This window comes from Mesorhizobium sp. SP-1A, assembly GCF_032460275.1.
Lineage (GTDB): Bacteria > Pseudomonadota > Alphaproteobacteria > Rhizobiales > Rhizobiaceae > Mesorhizobium.
Genome location: NZ_JAVXZD010000001.1, coordinates 1,114,494 through 1,135,859, shown reverse-complemented (window position 1 = coordinate 1,135,859; position 21,366 = coordinate 1,114,494). Strand labels below are relative to the sequence as shown.

Annotated in this window: 23 protein-coding genes and 1 pseudogene; 13 read left to right on the top strand and 11 right to left on the bottom strand. The window is 65.0% G+C overall.

The window, feature by feature from the left end; all coding sequences use genetic code 11:
* Window positions 1–198: 198 nt before the first annotated feature.
* Together grxD and QU595_RS05440 are read left to right on the top strand one after the other, a co-directional pair.
* Window positions 199–534 (top strand): Grx4 family monothiol glutaredoxin, encoded by a 336-nt coding sequence (grxD, locus tag QU595_RS05445; RefSeq protein WP_315919661.1) that lies wholly within the window; start codon window positions 199–201, stop codon window positions 532–534.
* 104 nt (window positions 535–638) lie between these two features.
* On the top strand, window positions 639–1,883 hold the full coding sequence (locus QU595_RS05440) for a multidrug effflux MFS transporter (RefSeq protein WP_315919660.1): 1,245 nt from the start codon (window positions 639–641) through the stop codon (window positions 1,881–1,883).
* An 8-nt stretch (window positions 1,884–1,891) separates the two neighbouring features.
* Here the strand turns inward: QU595_RS05440 and ttcA are convergent, their stop codons facing one another.
* Together ttcA and rpsD are read right to left on the bottom strand one after the other, a co-directional pair.
* Window positions 1,892–2,749: a tRNA 2-thiocytidine(32) synthetase TtcA gene (ttcA, locus tag QU595_RS05435; RefSeq protein ID WP_315919659.1), complete on the bottom strand. Its 858-nt coding sequence runs from the start codon at window positions 2,747–2,749 to the stop codon at window positions 1,892–1,894.
* A gap of 202 nt (window positions 2,750–2,951) precedes the next feature.
* A complete protein-coding gene (gene rpsD, locus QU595_RS05430; RefSeq protein WP_315919658.1) occupies window positions 2,952–3,569 on the bottom strand; it encodes a 30S ribosomal protein S4 in 618 nt (205 codons plus the stop codon).
* Window positions 3,570–4,039: 470 nt separating this feature from the next.
* Here rpsD and QU595_RS05425 point away from each other — a divergent pair, with 470 nt between their 5' ends.
* Window positions 4,040–4,273, top strand: a complete 234-nt coding sequence (locus tag QU595_RS05425) for a hypothetical protein (protein WP_315919657.1) — start codon at window positions 4,040–4,042, stop codon at window positions 4,271–4,273.
* Window positions 4,274–4,333: 60 nt separating this feature from the next.
* On the opposite strand, the gene QU595_RS05420 is transcribed toward QU595_RS05425, so the two are convergent.
* The 3 genes from QU595_RS05420 to QU595_RS05410 form a co-directional block, all read right to left on the bottom strand.
* Entirely contained in the window at window positions 4,334–4,522 is a 189-nt protein-coding gene (locus QU595_RS05420; protein ID WP_315919656.1) for a DUF3008 family protein, read from the bottom strand.
* An 86-nt stretch (window positions 4,523–4,608) separates the two neighbouring features.
* Window positions 4,609–5,412: a glutamate racemase gene (murI, locus tag QU595_RS05415; protein ID WP_315919655.1), complete on the bottom strand. Its 804-nt coding sequence runs from the start codon at window positions 5,410–5,412 to the stop codon at window positions 4,609–4,611.
* Window positions 5,405–6,265: an RNA methyltransferase gene (locus QU595_RS05410; protein WP_315919654.1), complete on the bottom strand. Its 861-nt coding sequence runs from the start codon at window positions 6,263–6,265 to the stop codon at window positions 5,405–5,407. The genes murI and QU595_RS05410 overlap by 8 nt, the downstream gene beginning before the upstream one ends.
* A 128-nt stretch (window positions 6,266–6,393) precedes the next feature.
* Here QU595_RS05410 and QU595_RS05405 point away from each other — a divergent pair, with 128 nt between their 5' ends.
* The 5 genes and pseudogenes from QU595_RS05405 to QU595_RS05385 all read left to right on the top strand — a co-directional run bounded on the left by QU595_RS05405 (window position 6,394) and on the right by QU595_RS05385 (window position 10,662).
* Window positions 6,394–6,972 carry an AAA family ATPase gene (locus QU595_RS05405; RefSeq protein ID WP_315919653.1) on the top strand — a complete coding sequence of 193 codons (579 nt, stop codon included), beginning with the start codon at window positions 6,394–6,396 and terminating at the stop codon, window positions 6,970–6,972.
* A gap of 118 nt (window positions 6,973–7,090) precedes the next feature.
* Window positions 7,091–8,308: an NADP-dependent isocitrate dehydrogenase gene (locus QU595_RS05400; RefSeq protein WP_315919652.1), complete on the top strand. Its 1,218-nt coding sequence runs from the start codon at window positions 7,091–7,093 to the stop codon at window positions 8,306–8,308.
* A 70-nt stretch (window positions 8,309–8,378) separates the two neighbouring features.
* Window positions 8,379–8,946: pseudogene (locus QU595_RS05395) on the top strand (glutathione S-transferase family protein).
* A gap of 151 nt (window positions 8,947–9,097) precedes the next feature.
* Window positions 9,098–9,784 carry an aquaporin Z gene (gene aqpZ / locus QU595_RS05390; RefSeq protein WP_315919651.1) on the top strand — a complete coding sequence of 229 codons (687 nt, stop codon included), beginning with the start codon at window positions 9,098–9,100 and terminating at the stop codon, window positions 9,782–9,784.
* A 152-nt stretch (window positions 9,785–9,936) separates the two neighbouring features.
* Entirely contained in the window at window positions 9,937–10,662 is a 726-nt protein-coding gene (locus tag QU595_RS05385; protein ID WP_315919650.1) for a class I SAM-dependent methyltransferase, read from the top strand.
* 237 nt (window positions 10,663–10,899) lie between these two features.
* On the opposite strand, the gene alaS is transcribed toward QU595_RS05385, so the two are convergent.
* Window positions 10,900–13,566, bottom strand: a complete 2,667-nt coding sequence (alaS, locus tag QU595_RS05380) for an alanine--tRNA ligase (RefSeq protein ID WP_315919649.1) — start codon at window positions 13,564–13,566, stop codon at window positions 10,900–10,902.
* Window positions 13,567–13,840: 274 nt separating this feature from the next.
* On the bottom strand, window positions 13,841–14,932 hold the full coding sequence (gene recA, locus QU595_RS05375) for a recombinase RecA (RefSeq protein WP_315919648.1): 1,092 nt from the start codon (window positions 14,930–14,932) through the stop codon (window positions 13,841–13,843).
* 263 nt (window positions 14,933–15,195) lie between these two features.
* On the opposite strand from recA, the gene QU595_RS05370 reads away from it, so the two are divergent.
* The 3 genes from QU595_RS05370 (at window position 15,196) to QU595_RS05360 (ending at window position 17,687) form a co-directional block, all read left to right on the top strand.
* Window positions 15,196–16,140 (top strand): carbohydrate kinase family protein, encoded by a 945-nt coding sequence (locus QU595_RS05370; RefSeq protein ID WP_315919647.1) that lies wholly within the window; start codon window positions 15,196–15,198, stop codon window positions 16,138–16,140.
* Between the two features lie 70 nt (window positions 16,141–16,210).
* Complete coding sequence (locus QU595_RS05365; protein ID WP_315919646.1) at window positions 16,211–17,128, top strand: pseudouridine-5'-phosphate glycosidase; 918 nt, start codon at window positions 16,211–16,213, stop codon at window positions 17,126–17,128.
* A 22-nt stretch (window positions 17,129–17,150) separates the two neighbouring features.
* A complete protein-coding gene (locus tag QU595_RS05360) occupies window positions 17,151–17,687 on the top strand; it encodes a hypothetical protein (protein WP_315919645.1) in 537 nt (178 codons plus the stop codon).
* 57 nt (window positions 17,688–17,744) lie between these two features.
* Here QU595_RS05360 and QU595_RS05355 read toward each other — a convergent pair whose 3' ends face one another.
* Complete coding sequence (locus QU595_RS05355; RefSeq protein WP_315919644.1) at window positions 17,745–18,068, bottom strand: TfoX/Sxy family protein; 324 nt, start codon at window positions 18,066–18,068, stop codon at window positions 17,745–17,747.
* A gap of 84 nt (window positions 18,069–18,152) precedes the next feature.
* Here QU595_RS05355 and QU595_RS05350 point away from each other — a divergent pair, with 84 nt between their 5' ends.
* Window positions 18,153–18,650 (top strand): GFA family protein, encoded by a 498-nt coding sequence (locus QU595_RS05350; protein ID WP_315919643.1) that lies wholly within the window; start codon window positions 18,153–18,155, stop codon window positions 18,648–18,650.
* Window positions 18,651–18,656: 6 nt separating this feature from the next.
* Here QU595_RS05350 and sufA read toward each other — a convergent pair whose 3' ends face one another.
* Window positions 18,657–19,037, bottom strand: a complete 381-nt coding sequence (gene sufA / locus QU595_RS05345) for a Fe-S cluster assembly scaffold SufA (RefSeq protein WP_315919642.1) — start codon at window positions 19,035–19,037, stop codon at window positions 18,657–18,659.
* A gap of 167 nt (window positions 19,038–19,204) precedes the next feature.
* Here sufA and QU595_RS05340 point away from each other — a divergent pair, with 167 nt between their 5' ends.
* Window positions 19,205–19,516 carry a DUF1236 domain-containing protein gene (locus QU595_RS05340; RefSeq protein WP_315919641.1) on the top strand — a complete coding sequence of 104 codons (312 nt, stop codon included), beginning with the start codon at window positions 19,205–19,207 and terminating at the stop codon, window positions 19,514–19,516.
* 65 nt (window positions 19,517–19,581) lie between these two features.
* On the opposite strand, the gene QU595_RS05335 is transcribed toward QU595_RS05340, so the two are convergent.
* Together QU595_RS05335 and QU595_RS05330 are read right to left on the bottom strand one after the other, a co-directional pair.
* Window positions 19,582–19,974 carry an SUF system Fe-S cluster assembly protein gene (locus QU595_RS05335; RefSeq protein WP_315919640.1) on the bottom strand — a complete coding sequence of 131 codons (393 nt, stop codon included), beginning with the start codon at window positions 19,972–19,974 and terminating at the stop codon, window positions 19,582–19,584.
* A gap of 5 nt (window positions 19,975–19,979) precedes the next feature.
* On the bottom strand, window positions 19,980–21,221 hold the full coding sequence (locus tag QU595_RS05330; RefSeq protein ID WP_315919639.1) for a cysteine desulfurase: 1,242 nt from the start codon (window positions 21,219–21,221) through the stop codon (window positions 19,980–19,982).
* Between the last annotated feature and the right edge of the window lie 145 nt (window positions 21,222–21,366).

The window sequence follows — 21,366 nt, the reverse complement described above, 5'->3', positions numbered from 1 at the left end:
CCACAAGCACGCCTGCGAGGATCGCCGTGAGATTGGGTCTCTTCATCACCTGGGAGCGGAGGTTTTTAGCCCAAATCGCGCCAAAGCTTGCGCCATCTTCCCGGCAGAGGGACAACCGGCTTGTTTCGGGCGGTCTTGGGAGCTATTTGAAGGCTATGTGTTTGCCGCCTGGCTCCCAGAGGCGTGAAAGGATCATCCATGAGCGGAATCAACGACTACATCGACAACGAGGTGAAGAGCAACGACGTCGTTCTCTTCATGAAGGGCACGCCCGGCTTTCCGCAATGCGGATTCTCCGGCCAGCTCGTGCAGATCCTCGACTATCTCGGCGTCGACTACAAGGGCGTCAACGTGCTCGATTCCAATGAGCTGCGCCAGGGCATCAAGGACTATTCCAACTGGCCGACCATTCCGCAGCTCTATGTGAAGGGCGAATTCGTCGGCGGCTGCGACATCGTGCGCGAGATGTTCCAGGCCAACGAGTTGCAATCCTTCTTCGAGGAAAAGGGCGTCGCCATCAAAGGCGCAGCCTGACCGTACGGCCGGGCTTCCGTCCGGCCGCCACACCGCCCCGCTCGCGGGACTAGACAGACAATGCGCCGGCCTGCCGGCGCATTTCGTTTGGGGACTGAACTTTCATGGAACAGGCGGCGCCAACCACCGCAACGGCAATACGGCTGCCCATCCCGCGCTGGGAATTCATCGCGCTGTGCGCGGCGCTGATGGCGCTGAACTCGCTGGCCATCGACATCATGCTGCCGGCCCTGCAGCAGATCGGCGGCAGCCTCGGCGTGGAAAACGAGAACCACCGGCAATATGTCATCACCGCCTATATCCTCGGCTTCGGCGGCGCGCAGCTTTTCTTCGGGCCGCTTTCCGATCGTTTCGGCCGCCGTCCGCCGCTGATCGTGGGCCTGGCGATCTACATCCTCGCCGCCGGCGCGGCCGCCGTCGCGCCGAGCTTCGCGACATTGCTCGCCTGCCGGCTGGTGCAGGGCATCGGCGCAGCCGCGACCCGCGTCATCGCCGTCTCCATCGTGCGCGACACGTTCGAGGGCCGGCGCATGGCCGAGGTCATGTCGCTGATCTTCATGGTGTTCATGGCGATCCCGGTGGTGGCGCCGGGCATCGGCCAGTTCGTCATGCTGTTCGCGAGCTGGCACTTCATCTTCGTGGCGATGGCGCTGGGCGCGCTCGTCATCTCCGCCTGGGCGGTGCTGCGGCTGCCCGAGACGCTGCATCCCGAATATCGCCGCCCGCTGACGGCCGAGGCGATCCTGGGCGGCTTCGGCATCGTGCTCACCAATCGCGTGGCGCTCTGCTACGCGCTGGCCAGCACCTTCACCTTCGCGGCCATGTTCGGCTTCATCAATTCCTCGCAGCAGATCTATGTCGGCATCTATGGCGTCGGCGAGATGTTCCCGGTGATCTTCGCCTGCGTGGCCGGCATGATCGCGCTGGCGAACTTCGCCAATGCGCGGCTGGTGGGGCGCATCGGCATGCGCCGCCTGTCGCAGGGCGCGCTGCTGGCGTTCCTCGGCATCAGCCTGTTGTGGCTGGTGCTGTCGCTGGCCGGGCAGATACCGCTTCTGCTGTTCATCGCCATCTTCGCCTCGGCGATGATCCCCTTCGCGATGCTGGGCTCGAACTTCAACGCGCTGGCGATGGAGCCGCTGGGCGCGCTGGCCGGCACCGCCTCCTCCGTGCTCGGCTTCATGCAGACCTTCCTCGGAGGACTGCTCGGCACGATGATCGGCCAGGCCTTCGACGGCACGGTGACGCCGCTGGCAGTGGGTTTCTGCCTGGTGTCGCTCGGCGCGCTGGCGGCGGTGCTGGTGGCGGAGCGCGGACGGATGTTCCAGCCGCACAATCCGCGGGTGTGACCGGGTAGCTAGGACACAGCCGGCATCAGGCCGGCGAAATCGAACAGCTTGCGGTCGAGCAGATGCGAGGGGCGCACATTGGTGAGCGCCCTTATCATCGTGTCCTTGCGGCCGGGCATGCGCTTCTCGATGTCTTCCAGCATCGCCTTCATGGCGTTGCGCTGCAACCCTTCCTGCGAGCCGCACAGGTCGCAGGGAATGATGGGAAAACGCATGCCGGCCGCGAACTTCTCCAGATCCTCCTCCGCGCAATAGGCCAGCGGCCGCAGCACCATGACGTCGCCCTCGTCGTTGACGAGCTTGGGCGGCATGGCGGCCAGACGCCCGCCGTGGAACAGGTTCATGAAGAAGGTTTCGAGGATGTCCTCGCGGTGGTGGCCGAGCACCAGCGCCGAACAGCCCTCCTCGCGCGCGATGCGATAGAGGTGCCCGCGGCGCAGGCGCGAGCAGAGCGAGCAATAGGTGCTCGTTTCGGGCAGCTTGTCGGTGACGATCGAATAGGTGTCCTGATATTCGATGCGGTGCGCGATGCCGTTGGCGTTCAGGTAGTCGGGCAGGATATGCTTCGGGAAGTTCGGCTGGCCCTGGTCGAGATTGCAGGCAAGCAGGTCGACGGGCAGCAGGCCGCGCCATTTGAGCTCGAGCAGCAGCGCCAGCAGGCCGTAGGAATCCTTGCCGCCGGAAAGCGCCACCAGCCAGCGCCCGCCGGGCTTCAGCATGGCGAAGTCGTCGATGGCCTGCCGCGCATTCCGCAGCAGCCGCTTGCGCAGCTTGTTGAACTCCACCGACGAGGGCGCGTCTCGAAACAGCGGATGGCAGCCGGCTTCGGCTTCATCCGGCTCGATCTGGGCTGGCTGCATGTTCATGGTGCGTCGCCTTCCGTTTTCGCAGGCGTCCTGGAGCATTTCCGCTTTTCCGCTGAATCGCAGGAAAGCTCTATCTCTTTGTTTTCACGCAATTCCCGGTGCAATACCGCTGCGCACTTTTGCTGGAATTGCTCTAACCGACCTGCCCGCCAAAGAAAAGGCCGCCCGGAGGCGGCCTTTTCTGCTCGAAAGCGAAAACCGGTCAGCGCGAATAGAATTCGACGACCAGGTTCGGCTCCATCTGCACCGCGAACGGCACGTCGGCCAGACCGGGGATGCGCTGGAAGGTGGCGGTCATCTTGTTGTGGTCGGCTTCGATGTAGTCCGGCACGTCGCGCTCGGCGAGCTGCACGGCCTCCAGCACCATGACGAGCTGCTTCGACTTCTCGCGCACCTCGATCACGTCGCCCGGCTTGCAGCGATACGAGCCGATGTTGACGCGGCGGCCGTTGACGTTGATGTGGCCGTGATTGACGAACTGGCGCGCGGCGAAGATCGTCGGCACGAACTTGGCGCGGTAGACGACGGCGTCGAGGCGCGACTCCAGCAGGCCGATCAGGTTCTCGGAGGTGTCGCCCTTGCGGCGGTTGGCCTCCTCGTAGGTCTTGCGGAACTGCTTCTCGGAAACGTCGCCGTAGTGACCCTTCAGCTTCTGCTTGGCGCGCAGCTGCAGGCCGAAATCGGACAGCTTGCCCTTGCGGCGCTGGCCGTGCTGGCCGGGGCCGTATTCGCGCTTGTTGACCGGGGACTTCGGGCGGCCCCAGATATTCTCGCCGAGACGGCGGTCGAGTTTGTACTTTGCGGATTCGCGTTTGCTCATCGCATTCCCTTTCAAAACGTTGCACCCGGCCACCGGCCGGGCGAAGGAAACGCGCCCTCCTCTGGCCCCCGTTTTCGGGACCTGACAGGGTTTCCCACGCAAGCGATGGCGAAACCCACGGGACACGTCTAACATGCAGGACCGACTGAAACCGCCGATCTTGCGGCATAAAACAAACCACCGGGCGTTGCGGCCCGGTGTTTGATGGGCTTCCGATAGACTTAAAGCCCACCCGCTGTCAAGCAGCCGCCGCATCGAAAGCCATGCGGAGCGGCATGCAGAGGATTGCGGCAGGCACTCTACGCCCGACTACCGGCAACGGGCCCGGGGTGGCTTCCGACAGTTGCATTTTGGCAACTGCTGCGGCGGCGCGTGGAAAGCACCGGGAACCCGCTACGGGACCATCTCGTTTTTCAACGTCACGTTGCCGTTGGTGACGGCTTCGTGGCGCAAACAAAAGGACTTAGTGCATGAAAAATCTGTTCATCGCCGCCGGCGCGGCCCTCATCCTCAGCGGCACTTTCGCCGGCAGCGCCCTTGCGGAAAGCTACGGGCGCGGCAGCCATTACAGCGAACCCGGCAGGCATCACCGGCCGTATTACAAGCACCACCGCGTGTGCCGCGACATCTACAAGAAGCGCGTCGTGTGGCGCCATGGCCAGCGTCAGGTTATTCGCGTCAAGGTTGGCCGCCGCTGCTACTGATCTTCACGCATCGAAACCGGCCGCATTCGTGCGGCCGGTTGAATGCAGGCCTGTTTGAACTCAATCCTTGGATTTCTTGTTCGGCAGGCCCTTGCGCTTCGTCTCGGCGAATTCCTCGAGCTGCTTTTCGCTCATCGATTCGTACATTCCCTTCGATGCGCCGCGAAGTTCGCTCTTCTTGGTTTCACCGCGCTTGGCCGACAGGGCGGCACCCGCGGCCTTTTGCTGAGCCTTCGAGGTAGCAGGCATTTTTCTTCTCCTTGTCAGGGGAAGACAACGCCCATGGTTGCGGGGCGTTCCGCCTTTTCGGGGAATGTGATCGGGTGCCCTGCCGTTCAGGCGACGGCGAGGCCGAAGCCCTGCATCAGCCGGCGGGTGGCGAAATCGGTCCGGCCGGAGGTGAAGACGGCCAGGTCGGTGCCGTTTGCCGCAAGCTCCGTGCGTCCGGCCGGACTCTTCTCGTTGAGCAGCGAAAGCGCGCGGCGCGCGATGGCCTCGGCCGGGTCGAGCCAGTCCACTGGCCAGGGCGCGGTCTTGCGCATGCGGTTGACCAGGAAGGGGTAGTGCGTGCAGCCCAGCACCACGATGTCGGTGCGCGCGCCGTCCCGTTCCATGAAGCAGGGGGCGATTTCGGCGCGCACGGCCTCCTCGTCGACGAAGCCCTCGCGCATATAGGTTTCGGCAAGCGCCGCCAGCCGGTCGGAGCCGACGAGGCGCACATGGCATTTCTGCGCCCATGTCTCGATCAGGTCGCGCGTATATTGCCGCTTCACCGTGCCGGGGGTCGCCAGCACCGAGACGAGACCGGAGCGGGTGCGTTCCGCCGCCGGCTTGATGGCGGGAACCGTGCCGACGAAGGGGTGGCCCGGAAATTTCCTGCGCAGCAGGTCGATGACCAGCGTGGAAGCCGTGTTACAGGGAATGACCGAGATTTCCGGCTCGTATTTCGCAAGCAGCGTGCCGAACAGGTCGAGGATGCGGGCGCTGAGCGCCTCCTTCTCCCATGCGCCGTAGGGAAAGGCGGCGTCGTCGGCGATATAGACGAAGCGGCGGTCGGGCATCAGCACGCGCGCCTCGCGCAGCACCGTGAGCCCGCCTATGCCGGAATCGAACATCAGCACCGGGCGCTGTTCAGCCATCGTCGCGATCCTTGCCGGTGGTCTCGCCCTCGCCATGCGCGTCGCGGTCGGCCTTCGCCTTGCGCTCGGGATAGCCTGCGCCGCGCGGCTCCTTCGGCGAGAAATAGTCGAGCGAGGCGACGACGCCGCGCAGCACCTTGAGTTCCGGCTCGGCGAAGCCGGCGCGCGTCAGCACGGCGCGCAGGTTGTCGACCATCTTCGGCTTCTTCGCCTCGGGGCGGAAATAGCCGCGCGCGTCCAGCGCCGCCTCCAGATGCGCGAACAGACCGTGCAACTGCTCCTTGGTGGCCGGCGCCATTTCCGGGCTGGAGAAATTCGTCTGCGTCTCGCTTTCGAGCCCGGACTTCATCCACTCATACGACATCAGAAGCACGGCCTGGGCGATGTTGAGCGACGAAAAGCCCGGATCGACCGGGAAGGTGACGATCTCGTCGGCCAGCCCGACCTCCTCGTTATAGAGGCCGAAGCGCTCGCGCCCGAACAATATGCCGGTGCGCTGGCCGGAAGCCGCGCGCGCCCGCAGCGCCCTGCCCGCCTCGACCGGGCCGCGCACGGGCTTGAAGCCGTCGCGCTCGCGCGCCGTGGTGGCGAAGACGAAATTCAGGTCCGCCACGGCGGCGGGCAGGTCGTCGAAGACGCGCACGGCGTCGATGACGTGATCGGCGCGGCTCGCCGCCGCTCGCGCCTTCTCGCTCGGCCAGCCGTCGCGCGGATTGACCAGCCGGAGCTCCGACAGGCCGAAATTGGCCATGGCGCGCGCCACCATGCCGATATTCTCGCCGAGCTGCGGCTCGACCAGGATGACGGCCGGACCGGAGGCGGCAAGTGTGGCGGAGGCTTCTGAGGACGGCATGTGCTTCAATGAATGTCGTTTTGCGGCTTTTTGCTGTCCCTGACACATCCGGGCGCGAAAATGAAGCTACATGGTTCGCCACCCCCGCCAAACTTGACCGGCCGGGGACATGGGGCGATCATTGCGCCATGTCAGACCTATCCGGACAGATACTCGTCCTCACAGGTCCTCCCGGCGCCGGAAAGACGACGGTTGCGCGCAGCCTTGTCGAGAGCTGCGGCCAGCCGGCGGTCCATCTGCATGCCGACGACTTCTGGCATTTCATAAGGAACGGCGGCATCGCGCCGTACCTGCCGGAAGCCGACAAGCAGAACGGGGTGGTCATGGGCGTGCTTTGCGCCGCAGCCGAGGGCTACGCGGCCGGCGGCTATTTCGTGGTGATCGACGGCATCATCGGGCCGTGGTTCCTGGCCGCGTTTCGCGCCGTCAGGCATCCCCTGCACTATATCGTGCTGCGCCCCGACCTCGACGAAGCGATAAAGCGCTGCCAGTTGCGGGGCGGCGATACGCTAACCGATCCGGTTCCGATCGGCGCCCTGCACGACCAGTTCTCGCAACTGGACAGGCTGGACCGCCATCGGATCGAGACCGCCGGCCTCAGCAGGCAGGAAATGCTGGAGACGGTGCGCAGGGCGCTCGCCGGCGGAGGCTTTCGCCTCGGCCTCAGACACGGGAGCGGTGTCGCGGCGCGGAAAAAAGGAAGTTAAGCGCTCGGGCGCTGTGCGCGTTTGCGCCCCCTTTCCCGCTTTGGTATAGCAGCCGCAACCCGGCCGAAGCCGACAGGGCAAGGCCGCCCGAAATCCGCAGCAGCGAGGCTTTCATTCCATGGCGAAGATCAAGGTGGAGAACCCGGTCGTCGAACTCGACGGCGACGAGATGACCCGCATCATCTGGCAGTTCATCAAGGACAAGCTCATCCACCCCTATCTCGACCTCAAGCTGGAATATTACGATCTCGGCATCGAGAACCGCGACGCCACCAACGACCAGGTGACCATCGACGCCGCCAACGCCATCAACAAATACGGCGTGGGCGTGAAATGCGCCACCATCACGCCCGACGAGGCCCGCGTCGAGGAATTCAAGCTCAAGAAGATGTGGAAGTCGCCCAACGGCACCATCCGCAACATACTGGGCGGCACCATCTTCCGCGAGCCGATCATCATGAAGAACGTGCCGCGCCTGGTGCCGGGCTGGACCAAGCCGATCGTCGTCGGCCGCCACGCCTTCGGCGACCAGTACCGCGCCACCGACTTCCGCTTCCCCGGCAAGGGCAAGCTGACCATCAAGTTCGTCGGCGAGGACGGCACCACCATCGAGCACGACGTGTTCGACGCGCCGGGCTCGGGCGTGGCCATGGCCATGTACAACCTGGACGAATCGATCCGCGAATTCGCCCGCGCCTCGCTGAATTACGGCCTGCTGCGCAACTATCCTGTCTATCTCTCGACCAAGAACACCATCCTGAAAGCCTATGACGGCCGCTTCAAGGACATCTTCCAGGAGGTGTACGAGAAGGAATTCAAGGCCGAGTTCGAGAAGCGCAAGATCTGGTACGAGCACCGCCTGATCGACGACATGGTCGCTTCCTCGCTGAAATGGTCCGGCGGCTATGTGTGGGCGTGCAAGAACTATGACGGCGACGTGCAGTCCGACACGGTGGCGCAGGGCTTCGGCTCGCTCGGCCTGATGACCTCGGTGCTGATGACGCCGGACGGCAAGACGGTGGAGGCGGAAGCCGCGCACGGCACGGTGACGCGCCACTATCGCCAGCACCAGAAGGGCGAGGAGACCTCGACCAACTCCATCGCCTCGATCTTCGCCTGGACGCGCGGCCTCGCGCACCGCGCCAAGCTGGACGACAACGGCGAACTGAAGCGCTTCGCCGAGACGCTGGAGCGGGTCTGCATCCAGACCGTCGAGGCCGGCTACATGACCAAGGACCTGTCACTGCTGATCGGCCCGGACCAGCCCTGGCTTTCCACAACCGGCTTCCTCGACAAGATCGACGAGAACCTCCAGAAGGCGATGGCGGCGGCCTGAGCGGAGCACGGAGATAAGCCGCCCACGCCTCTACGGTGCCAGCTACAGCGTCTATGTGCGCATTGCGCGCATGACGCTGGCGGAAAAGGGCGTCGACCATGAGCTCGTTCCGGTCGACGTCTTTGCCGAAGGTGGACCGCCGAAATGGTATCTCGCTTTCCACCCGTTCGGGCGCATTCCGGCCTTCGAGCACGACGGGTTCCGGCTCTATGAAACCGGCGCCATAACCCGTTACGTCGATGAGGCGTTCAACGGTCCGGCGCTGCAGCCGCGAGACCCAAGATCGCGTGCGACGATGAACCAGATCATCGGCCTGCTCGATGCCTATGCCGACCGGTCGATGATCTGGGAACGTCGCGGTGGAAAGACTGGAGAACGATGCTCCCGACGAAGAGCGGATTGCCGCCGGCCTGCACACTTCCGACACGGTGCTGCGTGTCCTTTCCGGTCTGAAGGCAACGGGAGACTGGCTGCTGGGGGATCAGCTCACACTGGCCGACCTGCATGCGGCCCCGATGATCGGCTATTTTCTCAAAGTCGAAGAAGGGCGTTCCCTTCTATCCGGATTTCCCCTGCTCCGCGCCTGGTGGGAACGCGTCGCAGCGCGCACGAGTTTTGCAGGTACGGCACCCGCTTGACCGTCGCTGATGTTACAGTCCAACGCCAGTCAAGAATCACTTTAAAATCAGGGGGCCGTGCGGGTTGTAGTCCCGCGCGCCACCCGCTTTGCGTGTCCCGCGACTCGGCGTAAGTTCCGCCCTGTAACTTTTCGTTACTGGGAGGGGACTCATGCAAAGGAAGCTTGCCGCCGAATTTTTCGGCACCTTCTGGCTCGTGTTCTGCGGCTGCGGCGCGGCGATAATCGCGTCCGCCTTTCCGGATGTGGGTATCGGCCTGCTCGGGGTCGCGCTCGCCTTCGGTCTTACGGTGGTCACCATGGCCTACGCCGTCGGCGGCATTTCCGGCGGCCATTTCAATCCGGCGGTGTCGGTCGGCATGGTCGTGGGCGGACGCCTGCCGGCCGGTGAACTCGTCGGCTACATCGTCGCGCAGGTGATCGGCGCGGCCGTGGCGGCGACCGTGCTCTACCTGATCGCTTCCGGCAAGCCGGGCTTCGAAGCAGGCGGCTTTGCCTCGAACGGCTTCGGCGATCTTTCCCCCGGCAAATATACGCTGCACTCCGCCCTCATCATGGAAATGGCGATGACGGCGTTCTTCATCTTCATCATCCTGGCCACGACCGCGCCCCGGGCGCCGGCCGGCTTCGCGCCGCTGGCGATCGGCCTGACCCTGACGCTGATCCACCTGGTCTCGATTCCGGTCACCAACACGTCGGTCAACCCGGCGCGCTCCACCGGCGCGGCGCTGTTCGCGCAGACGGCCGCGTTCAGCCAGCTCTGGCTGTTCTGGCTGGCACCCATCGTCGGCGCGGCGATCGGCGCCATCGCCTGGAAAGCCCTGTTCGGCGACGAATGAGAACATGACTGCTGCAAGAAGGCGGCTGCCCGGCCGCCTTCTTGCTGTGCTCTCGCGCCGGGATGCCGGGCCGATAACGGCTTGAACCCATCTGCCGCACGGGATAGCCCTTGCGCCCATGTCCGCCGCCGACATATCGATGGAGGCCGAAAATGGCACAGAACATCTACGACACGCCGGAATTCTTCCAAGGCTACAGCGGGCTCGCCCGCTCCGTGCACGGCCTGGACGGCGCGCCCGAATGGCCGGCCATCCGCGCGCTCCTGCCCGACCTGGCAGGCAGGCATATCGTCGATCTGGGATGCGGCTTCGGCTGGTTCGCGCGCTGGGCGCGCTCGCAAGGCGCGGCTTCCGTCCTCGGCCTCGACCTTTCCGAAAACATGCTGGCCAGGGCGCGCGCCGAAACATCCGATCCCGCCGTGCGCTACGAGCGGGCCGACCTGGAAACGCTGGACCTGCCCCGCGAGGCGTTCGACTTCGCCTATTCTTCCCTGGCTTTTCACTATGTCGCGGACTTCGGCCGACTGGCCGCGACGATCTTCCGGGCGCTAAAGCCCGGCTCGCAACTGGTCTTCAGCATAGAGCATCCGATCTATATGGCCCCTGCCCAGCCGGGCTGGCTGACGAAGGATGGCCAGCGCAGTTGGCCGGTCGACCACTACGCCGTGGAGGGGGAGCGGCGCACCGACTGGTTCGCCAAGGGCGTGCTCAAATATCACCGCAGGCTGGCAACGACGCTGAATGCGCTGATCGATGCGGGCTTCTCGGTGCGGCGGCTGGTGGAATGGTCGCCAACGCCGCAGCAGTTGCACGCCCAGCCCGCACTGGCCGACGAGATGGAGCGGCCGATGATGGCCATCATCGCCGCGCAGAAATAAACGTTTTGCCGCACACGCAAAACGGCCGGCTTCGGATAACGCGCGGCGCGCGCGGGCGGTTTCAGGCGGCGCGCCTAAGGTTCCTGTTTTCAAGCATGTCGTTGTCCTGAACCGGCCCCGGTTTCGGGCGACATGGTCCAGGCATAGCCGGATTTGGCAAATCCGCGGAACTGCACGCCCGGAAAGAAAAGGCGGATCGCTCCGCCTTTCCGGTCTGCCGCGCCTCAGCGTGATCGATCAGCCGGCGAGCGCGGCTTCCACCGCGGCGACCGCCGCATCGGCCTTCGCCGCATCCGGGCCGCCGGCCTGCGCCATGTCGGGACGCCCGCCGCCGCCCTGCCCGCCGAGCGCGGCGGATGCCTTGCGCACCAGATCGACCGCCGAGAACCGCGCCGTAAGATCGTCGGTGACGGCGACCACGACGCTCGCCTTGCCGTCCTCGCCCACGCCGACAAAGGTGACGACGCCCGAGCCGAGCGACTTCTTGCCGTCGTCGGCCAGCGATTTCAGGTCGCGCGGGGCCACGCCCTGCACCACCTTGCCGAGGAACTTCGTTCCGCCGACGTCCTTGATTTCCGCCTCCGCGCCGCCGGTTCCCGCACCGCCGCCGAGCGCCAGCTTCTTGCGCGCCTCGGCCAGTTCGCGCTCGAGCTTCTTGCGCTCCTCGAGCAGCGCCTCCACGCGTGCCGGAACCTCTGCCGGGGAGATCTTCAGCGTCGCCGCAACCGACTTCAGCCGCCGCTCCTGCTCGTCGAGGTAGCGCCGCGCGGCATCGCCGGTCAAAGCCTCGATGCGCCGCACGCCGGCCGCGACCGCGCCTTCCGAAACCAGCCGCACCAGGCCGATGTCGCCGGTGGCGGAGACATGCGTGCCGCCGCACAATTCCACCGAATAGGGCTTGCCGGCCTTGTCGCCGTGCAGGGCCGTGCCCATGGAGACGACGCGCACCTCGTCGCCGTATTTCTCGCCGAAGAGCGCCATCGCGCCCTCGGCGATGGCGTCGTCGACGCTCATCAGGCGAGTGGCGACGGGCGCGTTCTGCACGACGATCTCGTTTGCCATCTCCTCGACCTTCTCAAGCTCCTCGGCCGAGATCGGCTTGGGATGCGAGAAGTCGAAGCGCAGCCGCTCGGGCGCGACCAGCGATCCCTTCTGCGCGACATGCGTGCCCAGCACCTCGCGCAATGCCTCGTGCACCAGATGCGTGGCCGAATGGTTGGAGCGCAGGCGCGTGCGGCGCGCGTGGTCGACCTTCAGCTCGACCGGAACGCCGACCCTGGCCGTGCCCTCGACGACCTTGCCGAAATGCACGAACAGCCCGTCGGCCTTCTTCTGCGTGTCGGTGACCTCGATCGAGAAGCCCTCGCCCGAGATGGTGCCGGTGTCGCCCATCTGGCCGCCGGATTCGCCATAGAACGGCGTCTGGTTCACGACGACGGCGACGGTCTCGCCCGCGGCGACCGTATCGGCGGGCGCGCCGTCGCGCACCAGCGCCAGCACGATGCCTTCGGCCTGCTCCGTCTCGTAGCCGAGGAATTCGGTCGCGCCGACCTTCTCGCGCAGGCCGAACCAGACGGCTTCCGTCGCCGCTTCGCCCGAGCCGGCCCAATTGGCGCGCGCCTCGGCCTTCTGGCGCGCCATGGCCGCGTCGAAGCGCTCGAGGTCCACGCCGACGCCGCGCTGGCGCAGCGCGTCCTGGGTGAGGTCGAGCGGGAAGCCGTAGGTGTCGTAGAGCTTGAAGGCGGTTTCGCCGTCCAGCCGGTCGCCGCTGCCCAAGCCCTCGGTGGCCTCGTTGAGCAAGGTGAGCCCCCGCGCCAGGGTCTTGCGGAAACGGGTCTCCTCGAGCTTGAGCGTTTCGGTGATCAGCGCCTGGCCGCGCACCAGTTCGGGATAGGCCTGGCCCATCTCGCGCACCAGCGCGGGCACCAGCCGCCACATCAGCGGTTCGGACGCGCCGAGGAGCTGCGCGTGGCGCATGGCGCGGCGCATGATGCGGCGCAGCACATAGCCGCGGCCCTCGTTGGACGGCAGCACGCCGTCGGCGATCAGGAAGCTGGAGGCGCGCAGATGGTCGGCGATGACGCGGTGGCTCGCGCGGTTCTTGCCTTCCGCCGGCACGCCGGTCGCGTCTTCCGAAGCCCAGATCAGCGCCCTGAACAGGTCGATGTCGTAATTGTCGTGGACGCCCTGCATCACCGCCGCGATGCGTTCCAGACCCATGCCGGTATCGATGGAGGGGCGCGGCAGCTCGATGCGCTCCTCCTTCGTCACCTGCTCGAACTGCATGAAGACCAGGTTCCAGATCTCGATGAAACGGTCGCCGTCCTCATCCGGGCTGCCGGGAGGGCCGCCGGGAATGCCTTCGCCGTGATCGTAGAAGATTTCCGAGCAGGGACCGCACGGGCCGGTATCGCCCATCGCCCAGAAATTGTCGCTGGTGGCGATGCGGATGATCTTCTCCTCCGGCAGGCCGGCGATCTTCTTCCAGAAGCCGGCCGCCGCATCGTCGGTATGGTAGACGGTGACCAGAAGCCGGTCCCTGGCCAGGCCGAACTCGCGCGTGATCAGGTTCCAGGCAAGCTCGATGGCGCGCTCCTTGAAATAATCGCCAAAGGAGAAATTGCCGAGCATCTCGAAGAAGGTGTGGTGGCGCGCGGTGTAGCCGACATTGTCGAGGTCGTTGTGCTTGCCGCCGGCGCGCACGCATTTCTGCGAGGTGGCCGCGCGGCTGTAGGGGCGCGTCTCCAGTCCGGTGAAGACGTTCTTGAACTGCACCATGCCGGCATTGGTGAACATCAGGGTCGGGTCGTTGCGCGGCACAAGCGGGCTCGACGGCACGACCTCGTGGCCCTCCTTGCGGAAATAGTCGAGGAATGCCGACCTGATCTCGTTGACGCCACTCATAAAAAGCTGCCTTTTCGCGAAAACTGCCGGCATCGCCGGCGCACGGAACAGCGCCTTTTAGCTGCCGGCCCGGGCGCTGTCCAGAAACACCCGGTCCCGCGGGATCGCAAAGCTTCCGCGGCGCTGGCGCATCGATATCCGGGGATGCCCGCATGTAGATATGGCGGGCGGGAAATGCCACACAGCCAAACGCGGATCGCCGGCGCAGACGGCCGGCGATCCCAAATCATCCTTGAACAGTCCCCTCACCAACAGCGGCGCAGGCGGCGCCAGCCTACATCGCGCCGGCCTCGTCCTCGGCGTCGTCTTCGCCGGGGCCGCCATTCTCCAGGAATTTCTCCGCGATCAGGCCGGCGTTCTGGCGCAGCGCCAGTTCGATCTCGCGTGCGGTCTCGGGATTGTCGCGCAGGAACTGCTTGGCGTTCTCCCGTCCCTGCCCGAGACGCTGCGAATTGTAGGAGAACCAGGCGCCGGACTTCTCGACCACGCCGGCCTTGACGCCGAGGTCGACCAGTTCGCCGGTCTTGGACACGCCCTCGCCATACATGATGTCGAACTCGACCACCTTGAAGGGCGGCGCCAGCTTGTTCTTGACCACCTTGACGCGCGTCTGGTTGCCGACCACCTCGTCGCGGTCCTTGATGGAGCCGATGCGCCGGATGTCGAGGCGCACGGAGGCATAGAACTTCAACGCGTTGCCGCCGGTCGTGGTTTCGGGCGAGCCGAACATGACGCCGATCTTCATGCGGATCTGGTTGATGAAGATGACCATGGTGTTGGAGCGCGAGATCGACGCCGTCAGCTTGCGCAGCGCCTGGCTCATCAGGCGCGCCTGCAGGCCGGGCAGCGCGTCGCCCATCTCGCCCTCGATCTCGGCGCGGGGGGTGAGCGCCGCCACCGAGTCCACCACCAGCACGTCGATGGCGCCCGAGCGCACCAGCGTGTCGCAGATTTCCAGCGCCTGCTCGCCGGTGTCGGGCTGCGAGATCAGGAGGTTCTCCAGATCGACGCCGAGCTTGCGGGCATAGACGGGATCGAGCGCGTGCTCGGCGTCAACGAAGGCGCAGATGCCGCCCTTCTTCTGCGCCTCGGCGACCGTGTGCAGAGCCAGCGTCGTCTTGCCCGAGCTTTCAGGCCCGTAGATTTCGATGATGCGGCCGCGCGGCAGGCCGCCGACGCCCAGCGCGATGTCCAGTCCCAGCGAGCCGGTGGGCACCGTCTCGATCTCCACCACCTGCTCGTTCTGGCCGAGCCGCATGATCGAGCCCTTGCCGAAAGCGCGCTCGATCTGCGACAGCGCCGCATCCAGAGCCTTTGATTTATCCACCGATTTGTCCTCTACGAGCCGCAAACTGTTCTGAGCCATGATACATCACCCCTTGGTCGTCAATGAAGGCCGGACATCCCGGTGATCCCCAGCAATATGTACCCTTTTTGTTCCATCATGACAAGACTTGCAACATGTTGGAAAATAAGCTTTATCCAATTTTGTTCTTTTTTTGTTTTGAGGATCGGATGCCCGTTCATCGTTCACGCGGCCCAAGACGAGCCCCCCGAGTCGCCGCCGAATCGCCTGCCCAATCACAGGCGGGCGGATAGGCCGCGCGGGGACAGGGAGGCGTTGCCGGCATGAACAGGCTGCCGACGATCTTCGCCGCGGGCGGCGCGCATATCGACCGGCGCGGGCAGGTCTCGGGTGTCTATGCGCCGGCGGCATCCAATCCGGGCACGATGAAGGAGGACATAGGCGGCGGCGTCTTCAACGCGCTGCGCATGGCCGTGCGGCGCGGCATGGGCGGTGCGCTGCTTTCGGTGCGCGGCGGCGACAGCGCCGGCGAGACCGTGGCGCGCGCCATCGCGCAGGCCGGCATCGAGGATCATTCGGTCGTATTTCTGGACCGCGCCACGCCAAGCTACACCGCGATCCTGGACAATGCGGGCGAGCTGATCGTCGGCTTCGCCGATATGGGCCTCTACGATCTGGCGCTTCCCCGGCAGATGCGGCGCGCCAAGCTGCGCGACGCGGTGGCCGCGGCCGATGCCGTGCTTGCCGACGCCAACCTGCCCACCGACGCGCTGGAACGCCTGATGGACCTCGCGGGCGGAAAACCCGTCTTCGCCATAGCCATCTCGCCGGCCAAGGTCGTGCGTCTTGCCCCGCTCGTGAAGCGGCTGAAGCTGCTGTTCATGAATCGGCGCGAAGCGGTGGCGCTGGCCGGCGCTCCGGCGGACACGCCGATGCCGGGGCTGCTGGCGGCCTTGCGCGGCGCAGGACTGCCGGGCGGCATCGTGACCGACGGCAGCGAACCGGTGGCCGGGTTCGATGCGGACGGAGGCTTCACCGTCACGCCGCCCGCGCCACGCCGGATCGCCGACGTGACAGGCGCCGGGGACGCGCTGGCGGGCGCCACGGTCGCCGCCATGATGCGGGGGCTCGGCCTTCGCGATGCCCTGCGCGAGGGTGTGGCGGCCGCCACGCTGGCCATCGAAAGCCCGGATGCCGCGCCCCGGTTCGACGCCGAAGCCTTCGAAGCCGCGCTGGCCCTTGTGCCGCAAGCACGGGAAGTGGCATGAGGGCGATCAAGCTGCTTACCGACGGCGCGTTTGCGCATGCCGGGCGGACAGCGCCGGAACGGAGACGACCATGACGCCCGAAACCGCACGTCCCTTCATCGACATCCACGCGCCCGTGGCCGAGGCGCTTGCCGCCGGACGGCCGGTGGTGGCGCTGGAATCGACCATCATCACCCATGGCATGCCCTACCCCGACAATGCCGCGATGGCGGCGAATGTCGAAAAGATCATCTCCGGGGAAGGCGCGGTGCCGGCGACGATCGCCGTCGTGGGCGGGCGCATCAAGATCGGGCTTTCGGACGCCGAGCGCGAGGAACTGGCGCGCGCGACCGGCGCCATGAAACTGTCGCGCGCCGACCTGGCATTCGCCGTGGCCGAAGGGCGCACGGGCGGCACGACGGTCGCCGCCACGATGATCCTGGCGCATCTGGCGGGGATCGGCGTGTTCGCCACCGGCGGCATCGGTGGCGTGCACAAGGGCGCCGAAAAGAGTTTCGACATTTCCGCCGACCTCGACGAGCTGGCGCGCACGCCGGTGATCGTCGTCTCGGCCGGCGCCAAGGCGATCCTCGACATCGAGAAGACGCTGGAGGTGCTGGAAACGCGCGGCGTGCCGGTCATCGGCTATGGCTGCGAGACGATGCCGGCCTTCTGGTCGCGGCAATCGCCGTTCAAGGCGCCGCTGACGCTCGACGCGCCCGGGAAGATCGCGCGCCTGCAGGCCACGCGCCGGGCGCTCGGGCTGGGCGGCGGCATGCTGGTGGCGAACCCGGTGCCTGCCGAACACGAGATTCCGGCGGCGGAAATGGCCGGCTACATCGAAACGGCGCAGAAGGCGGCCGAGGCCGAAGGCGTGAGCGGCAAGGCGGTGACGCCGTTCCTGCTGGGCAAGATCCTCGACATCACCGGCGGCCGCAGCCTGAAGACCAACATCGCGCTGGTCGAGAACAACGCCCGCCTGGCGGCGAAGATCGCCAGGGCGCTGTAGCTTCGATACCTCCGGGGAATTCTTGGTCCAACTAACCCAAATAAACCAATCCCTGTGGGAAATGCCACAGCCGCTTGGCTTATTTTCTGGCGACTTGTTTGATCGCGGGAGCGACTATCTTTCTGCGTTTAAAGCTTTATCCCAGTTATCGAATTTGCGCCATCGGCATGCCGAGTCATTCTTGCTGACACACTCGTTAGAGCTTTTTTTAAAATCCTTTCTGGTCGCTCATGGGACGCGAAAAAGTGAATTGGGGAGAAAAGCTCTGAGGCATAACCTTTCTCACATTTTAGACGAATGTGACAGAGTGCCGATCCCGCAAGTCCCTATGTTGAGGGCGCTATGCAATCAACTCTCTGAGATGAATTCAGACTTTGATCTACGATATCCTAGTGGCTACAATCTCAGTATTCCTAAACCGGATTTTTCGATTCCTGTAGCTGATGCATTGATTACTGCGATCAAGCCGTTTGTGGACAATGCCCGTGTTAAAGCCCAGCTCAACTACGCGGCTGATACCCGCCACCTCAAGGGATGCAAAATCCGTTGGTCTGACTGATCATTGGTGTGGGCCGATAAAAATTCGGCCGGGCAATAGCTCGCCAGTTTGAATACCCTACTTCTCGCTCCTCACGCCGGCCTCGTAGGCCTTGCGCGCCCAGAACGTCATCTCGTCGGGATCATCCAGAGCGCCGTCGGGCACGGTCCAGTAGGGCATGGCGACGGTCTTGCCGTGCCGCTTGCCGACATAGGTCCAGCGGCTGCCGCCGGCCGCCTCGTATTCGGGGCCGGTCTCGTCGTCGCCCTTCAGCATCAGTTCGCCGCGCAGCACGATGGCGACGATCACGCCACGATGGTAAATGCCCTTGCCGCCGAACAGGCGCCGGATCGTGACCGGGCCAAGCCCTTCAAAAAGCTCCTCGATGCGTTCATTGTCCATGGCGGGCGGGTTCCGGTGGTTGCCGCAGGATTCCATGCAACCATATTGCCTTCCAATGCTCCAGCAACCTCGGAGGTCTGAAAGATGCCGCTTCTGCTGAAAGGCTCCTGCCGCTGCGGCGCCGTGCGCTTCAGCGTGGAGAGCCATACGCCCGTTCCCTACCAGCTCTGCTATTGCTCCATCTGCCGCAAGCAGCAGGGCGGCGGCGGATACGCCATCAATCTGGGCGCGGATTCGGCGACGCTGGAAATCGCCGGAAAGGACAAGCTCGGCGTCTATCGGGCGGAAATCCAGGACGACGAGCGCCCGGCCTGCGAAATCTCGACCGGCGAGCGCAATTTCTGCACGCAATGCGGATCGGCCTTGTGGCTATATGACCCGACATGGCCCGAACTGGTGCATCCCTTCGCCTCAGCGGTCGATACCGACCTGCCGGTGCCGAAGGAACGGACGCATCTGATGCTGAAATACAAGGCCAACTGGGTCGAGCCGGACATCAGGCCGGGCGACAAGGCATTCGACCTCTACCCGCAGGAATCGATCGCCGACTGGCACAAGAGAACGGGCATGTGGGTGGAGTGACAGCCCTCAGGCCGCACCGCGCGCTTCGGCCAGGGCCTTGAGGTCGGCGGGCTTCAGTTCCACGGACTCGCCGCAGCCGCAAGCCGAGGACTGGTTGGGATTGCGGAAGGTGAAGCCGGTGCGCAGGGTCGTCACCTCGAAATCCATCTCGGTGCCGAGCAGGAAAAGCGCGGCTTCCGGCGCGACATAAACATGCGCGCCGTCGCGCTCGACATGGTCGTCCTTCAAGCTGGGTTCCGTGACCAGGTCGACCGTATATTCCATGCCGGCGCAGCCGCCCTTTTTCACGCCGAGGCGGATGCCATGCGCGTTCTCGCGCGTCGCGACGATCTCGCGAACGCGCTCGGCGGCCCGCTCCGTCAATGAAATGACGCTGAAACGTCCCATTCCATTCTCCTTGGCGCCGGACTCGGCCGGCGCTCTTCAACAAGATGGTGAGAAACCCCACCGGGTGCAAGCCGGCCGATGTGATCGAACGTAACACATATCACTTTGCGGGAACCGCCTTCCCCATCGCGGGTTAACCGTCGTCGCCAACAAAGGAGGCTGTTCAAATGATCCGCAAGTTTATCCTGGCCGGTACTCTCGCCGCCGCAAGCTTCACGACCGCCGCCTTGGCGCAAACCGTGGTATTGCAACCTCAGGAACAGGTTGTCGTGAAGGAATACGTCGTCAAGCATCCGCCTGCCGAGGTTACGATACCCGAAGGTTACAGCGCGGTTGTTGGCGAAAAAGTTCCCGACACCATCACCGTGACCCCGCTCGACGCGCCCGGTCTTTCGAAGCAGTACGAATATGTCGTCATCGACGGCCGGACCGTGCTTGTCGACCCCGACACCAGGGAGGTCGTCCAGATCCTCGAATAGGGCCTGAGCGGTTCCTGTAGAACATGGAGCGGGCGCCGCTTGGCGCCCGTTTCCGTTTTCGGCGTTCAGTACCACCCTACCGCTACCTGCGCCTCTTCCGACATGCGGTCCGGCGTCCATGGCGGGTCGAACACCATCTTGACCTCGACCCCGGAAACGCCTTCCACCGCGCCGACCGCGTTCTCCACCCAGCCCGGCATCTCGCCGGCCACCGGGCAGCCGGGGGCGGTTAGCGTCATGTCGATCCTGACGGTACGATCGTCCTCGATGTCGATCTTGTAGATGAGGCCGAGTTCGTAGATGTCGGCCGGGATTTCCGGATCGTAGACCGTCTTCAGGGCCGAAACGATGTCGTCGGTGATCCGGGCCAGATCGTCGGCGGGAATGGCCGAGGCGGAACCGGTCGCGACGGGGGTCGTCTCGGCCGGAGCGGCATCTTGCGTGCTTGCGTCTTCCATCACCATCACCCGAAGAATTTGCGCGCCTTTTCCAGCGCATCGGCCAGCGCGTCCACCTCGGCCCGCGTATTGTACATGCCGAACGACGCCCTGCATGTGGAGGTCACGCCGAAGCGTTTCAACAGCGGCTGGGCGCAATGCGTGCCCGCGCGCACCGCCACGCCCTGCCGGTCGATGACCATCGACACGTCATGCGCGTGGATGCCCTGCAATTCGAAGGACACGATGGCCCCCTTGCCGGGCGCATCGCCGAAGATGCGCAGCGAATTGATCGCCCGCAGGCGCCCGTGCGCGTAGGTCTTCAGGTCGGCCTCGTGCGCGGCGATGCGGTCGCGGCCGACCTTCTCCATGTATTCCAGCGCCGCGCCCAGCCCGATCGCCTGGACGATGGGCGGCGTGCCCGCCTCGAAGCGGTGCGGCGGCTCGTTGTAGGTGACGATATCCTGCGTCACCTCCTCGATCATCTCGCCGCCGCCCATGAAGGGGCGCATGGCCTCCAGCCGTTCCTTCTTGCCGTAGAGCACGCCGACGCCCGACGGGCCGTAGACCTTGTGGCCGGTGAAGACGAACCAGTCGCAGTCGAGATCCTGCACATCGATGGGCATGTGGACCGCGCTCTGGCTGCCGTCCACCAGCACGGGGATGCCGCGCGCATGCGCGATGCGGCAGATTTCCTTGATCGGCGTCACCGTGCCCAATGCGTTGGACATATGCGTGATGGCGACGAGCTTGGTCCGGTCCGTCAGGCTCTTTTCGAAATCCTCGATATGGAAGGCGCCGAGATCGTCCACCGGCACCCAGACCAGCTTCGCGCCCTGCCGCTCGCGGATGAAATGCCACGGCACGATGTTGGAATGGTGCTCCATGATGGAGAGCACGATCTCGTCGTCGGCGCCGATGTTCGGCATGCCCCAGCCATAGGCCACCGTGTTGATGGCGGCGGTCGAGTTGGAGGTGAAGACGATGGTGTCGGTCGAAGGCGCGTTCAGGAAGCGGCGCACCGTCTCGCGCGCCTTCTCGAAGGCGTCGGTCGCGGCGTTGGACAGGAAATGCAGGCCGCGATGGACGTTGGCATATTCCATGCCGTAGGCGTGCTGGACGGCGTCGAGCACGGCCTGCGGCTTCTGCGCGGAAGCGCCGTTGTCGAGATAGACCAGCGGCTTGCCGTAGATCTCGCGCGACAGGATCGGGAAATCGCGACGGATCGCCTCGACGTCGTAGGGAGCGGTGGAGATTTTCTGGTCCATACTCAAAGCTCCACGAGGTTGCGCGAAGCACCCCCCTCTGGCCTGCCGGCCATCTCCCCCTCAAGGGGGGAGATCGGAAGCGGCCCCGCCGCGCCATCTTCCGCAACGCCGACGACCAGCGAAGACGTAGAAGAATAGCCGAGGG

Excerpts from the sequence above, each read along its gene's own strand:
- grxD (WP_315919661.1), top strand. The coding sequence starts at position 199 with ATGAGCGGAATCAACGACTACATCGACAACGAGGTGAAGAGCAACGAC.
- QU595_RS05440 (WP_315919660.1), top strand. The coding sequence starts at position 639 with ATGGAACAGGCGGCGCCAACCACCGCAACGGCAATACGGCTGCCCATC.
- ttcA (WP_315919659.1), bottom strand. The coding sequence starts at position 2,749 with ATGAACATGCAGCCAGCCCAGATCGAGCCGGATGAAGCCGAAGCCGGC.
- rpsD (WP_315919658.1), bottom strand. The coding sequence starts at position 3,569 with ATGAGCAAACGCGAATCCGCAAAGTACAAACTCGACCGCCGTCTCGGC.
- QU595_RS05425 (WP_315919657.1), top strand. The coding sequence starts at position 4,040 with ATGAAAAATCTGTTCATCGCCGCCGGCGCGGCCCTCATCCTCAGCGGC.
- QU595_RS05420 (WP_315919656.1), bottom strand. The coding sequence starts at position 4,522 with ATGCCTGCTACCTCGAAGGCTCAGCAAAAGGCCGCGGGTGCCGCCCTG.
- murI (WP_315919655.1), bottom strand. The coding sequence starts at position 5,412 with ATGGCTGAACAGCGCCCGGTGCTGATGTTCGATTCCGGCATAGGCGGG.
- QU595_RS05410 (WP_315919654.1), bottom strand. The coding sequence starts at position 6,265 with ATGCCGTCCTCAGAAGCCTCCGCCACACTTGCCGCCTCCGGTCCGGCC.
- QU595_RS05405 (WP_315919653.1), top strand. The coding sequence starts at position 6,394 with ATGTCAGACCTATCCGGACAGATACTCGTCCTCACAGGTCCTCCCGGC.
- QU595_RS05400 (WP_315919652.1), top strand. The coding sequence starts at position 7,091 with ATGGCGAAGATCAAGGTGGAGAACCCGGTCGTCGAACTCGACGGCGAC.
- aqpZ (WP_315919651.1), top strand. The coding sequence starts at position 9,098 with ATGCAAAGGAAGCTTGCCGCCGAATTTTTCGGCACCTTCTGGCTCGTG.
- QU595_RS05385 (WP_315919650.1), top strand. The coding sequence starts at position 9,937 with ATGGCACAGAACATCTACGACACGCCGGAATTCTTCCAAGGCTACAGC.
- alaS (WP_315919649.1), bottom strand. The coding sequence starts at position 13,566 with ATGAGTGGCGTCAACGAGATCAGGTCGGCATTCCTCGACTATTTCCGC.
- recA (WP_315919648.1), bottom strand. The coding sequence starts at position 14,932 with ATGGCTCAGAACAGTTTGCGGCTCGTAGAGGACAAATCGGTGGATAAA.
- QU595_RS05370 (WP_315919647.1), top strand. The coding sequence starts at position 15,196 with ATGAACAGGCTGCCGACGATCTTCGCCGCGGGCGGCGCGCATATCGAC.
- QU595_RS05365 (WP_315919646.1), top strand. The coding sequence starts at position 16,211 with ATGACGCCCGAAACCGCACGTCCCTTCATCGACATCCACGCGCCCGTG.
- QU595_RS05355 (WP_315919644.1), bottom strand. The coding sequence starts at position 18,068 with ATGGACAATGAACGCATCGAGGAGCTTTTTGAAGGGCTTGGCCCGGTC.
- QU595_RS05350 (WP_315919643.1), top strand. The coding sequence starts at position 18,153 with ATGCCGCTTCTGCTGAAAGGCTCCTGCCGCTGCGGCGCCGTGCGCTTC.
- sufA (WP_315919642.1), bottom strand. The coding sequence starts at position 19,037 with ATGGGACGTTTCAGCGTCATTTCATTGACGGAGCGGGCCGCCGAGCGC.
- QU595_RS05340 (WP_315919641.1), top strand. The coding sequence starts at position 19,205 with ATGATCCGCAAGTTTATCCTGGCCGGTACTCTCGCCGCCGCAAGCTTC.
- QU595_RS05335 (WP_315919640.1), bottom strand. The coding sequence starts at position 19,974 with ATGGAAGACGCAAGCACGCAAGATGCCGCTCCGGCCGAGACGACCCCC.
- QU595_RS05330 (WP_315919639.1), bottom strand. The coding sequence starts at position 21,221 with ATGGACCAGAAAATCTCCACCGCTCCCTACGACGTCGAGGCGATCCGT.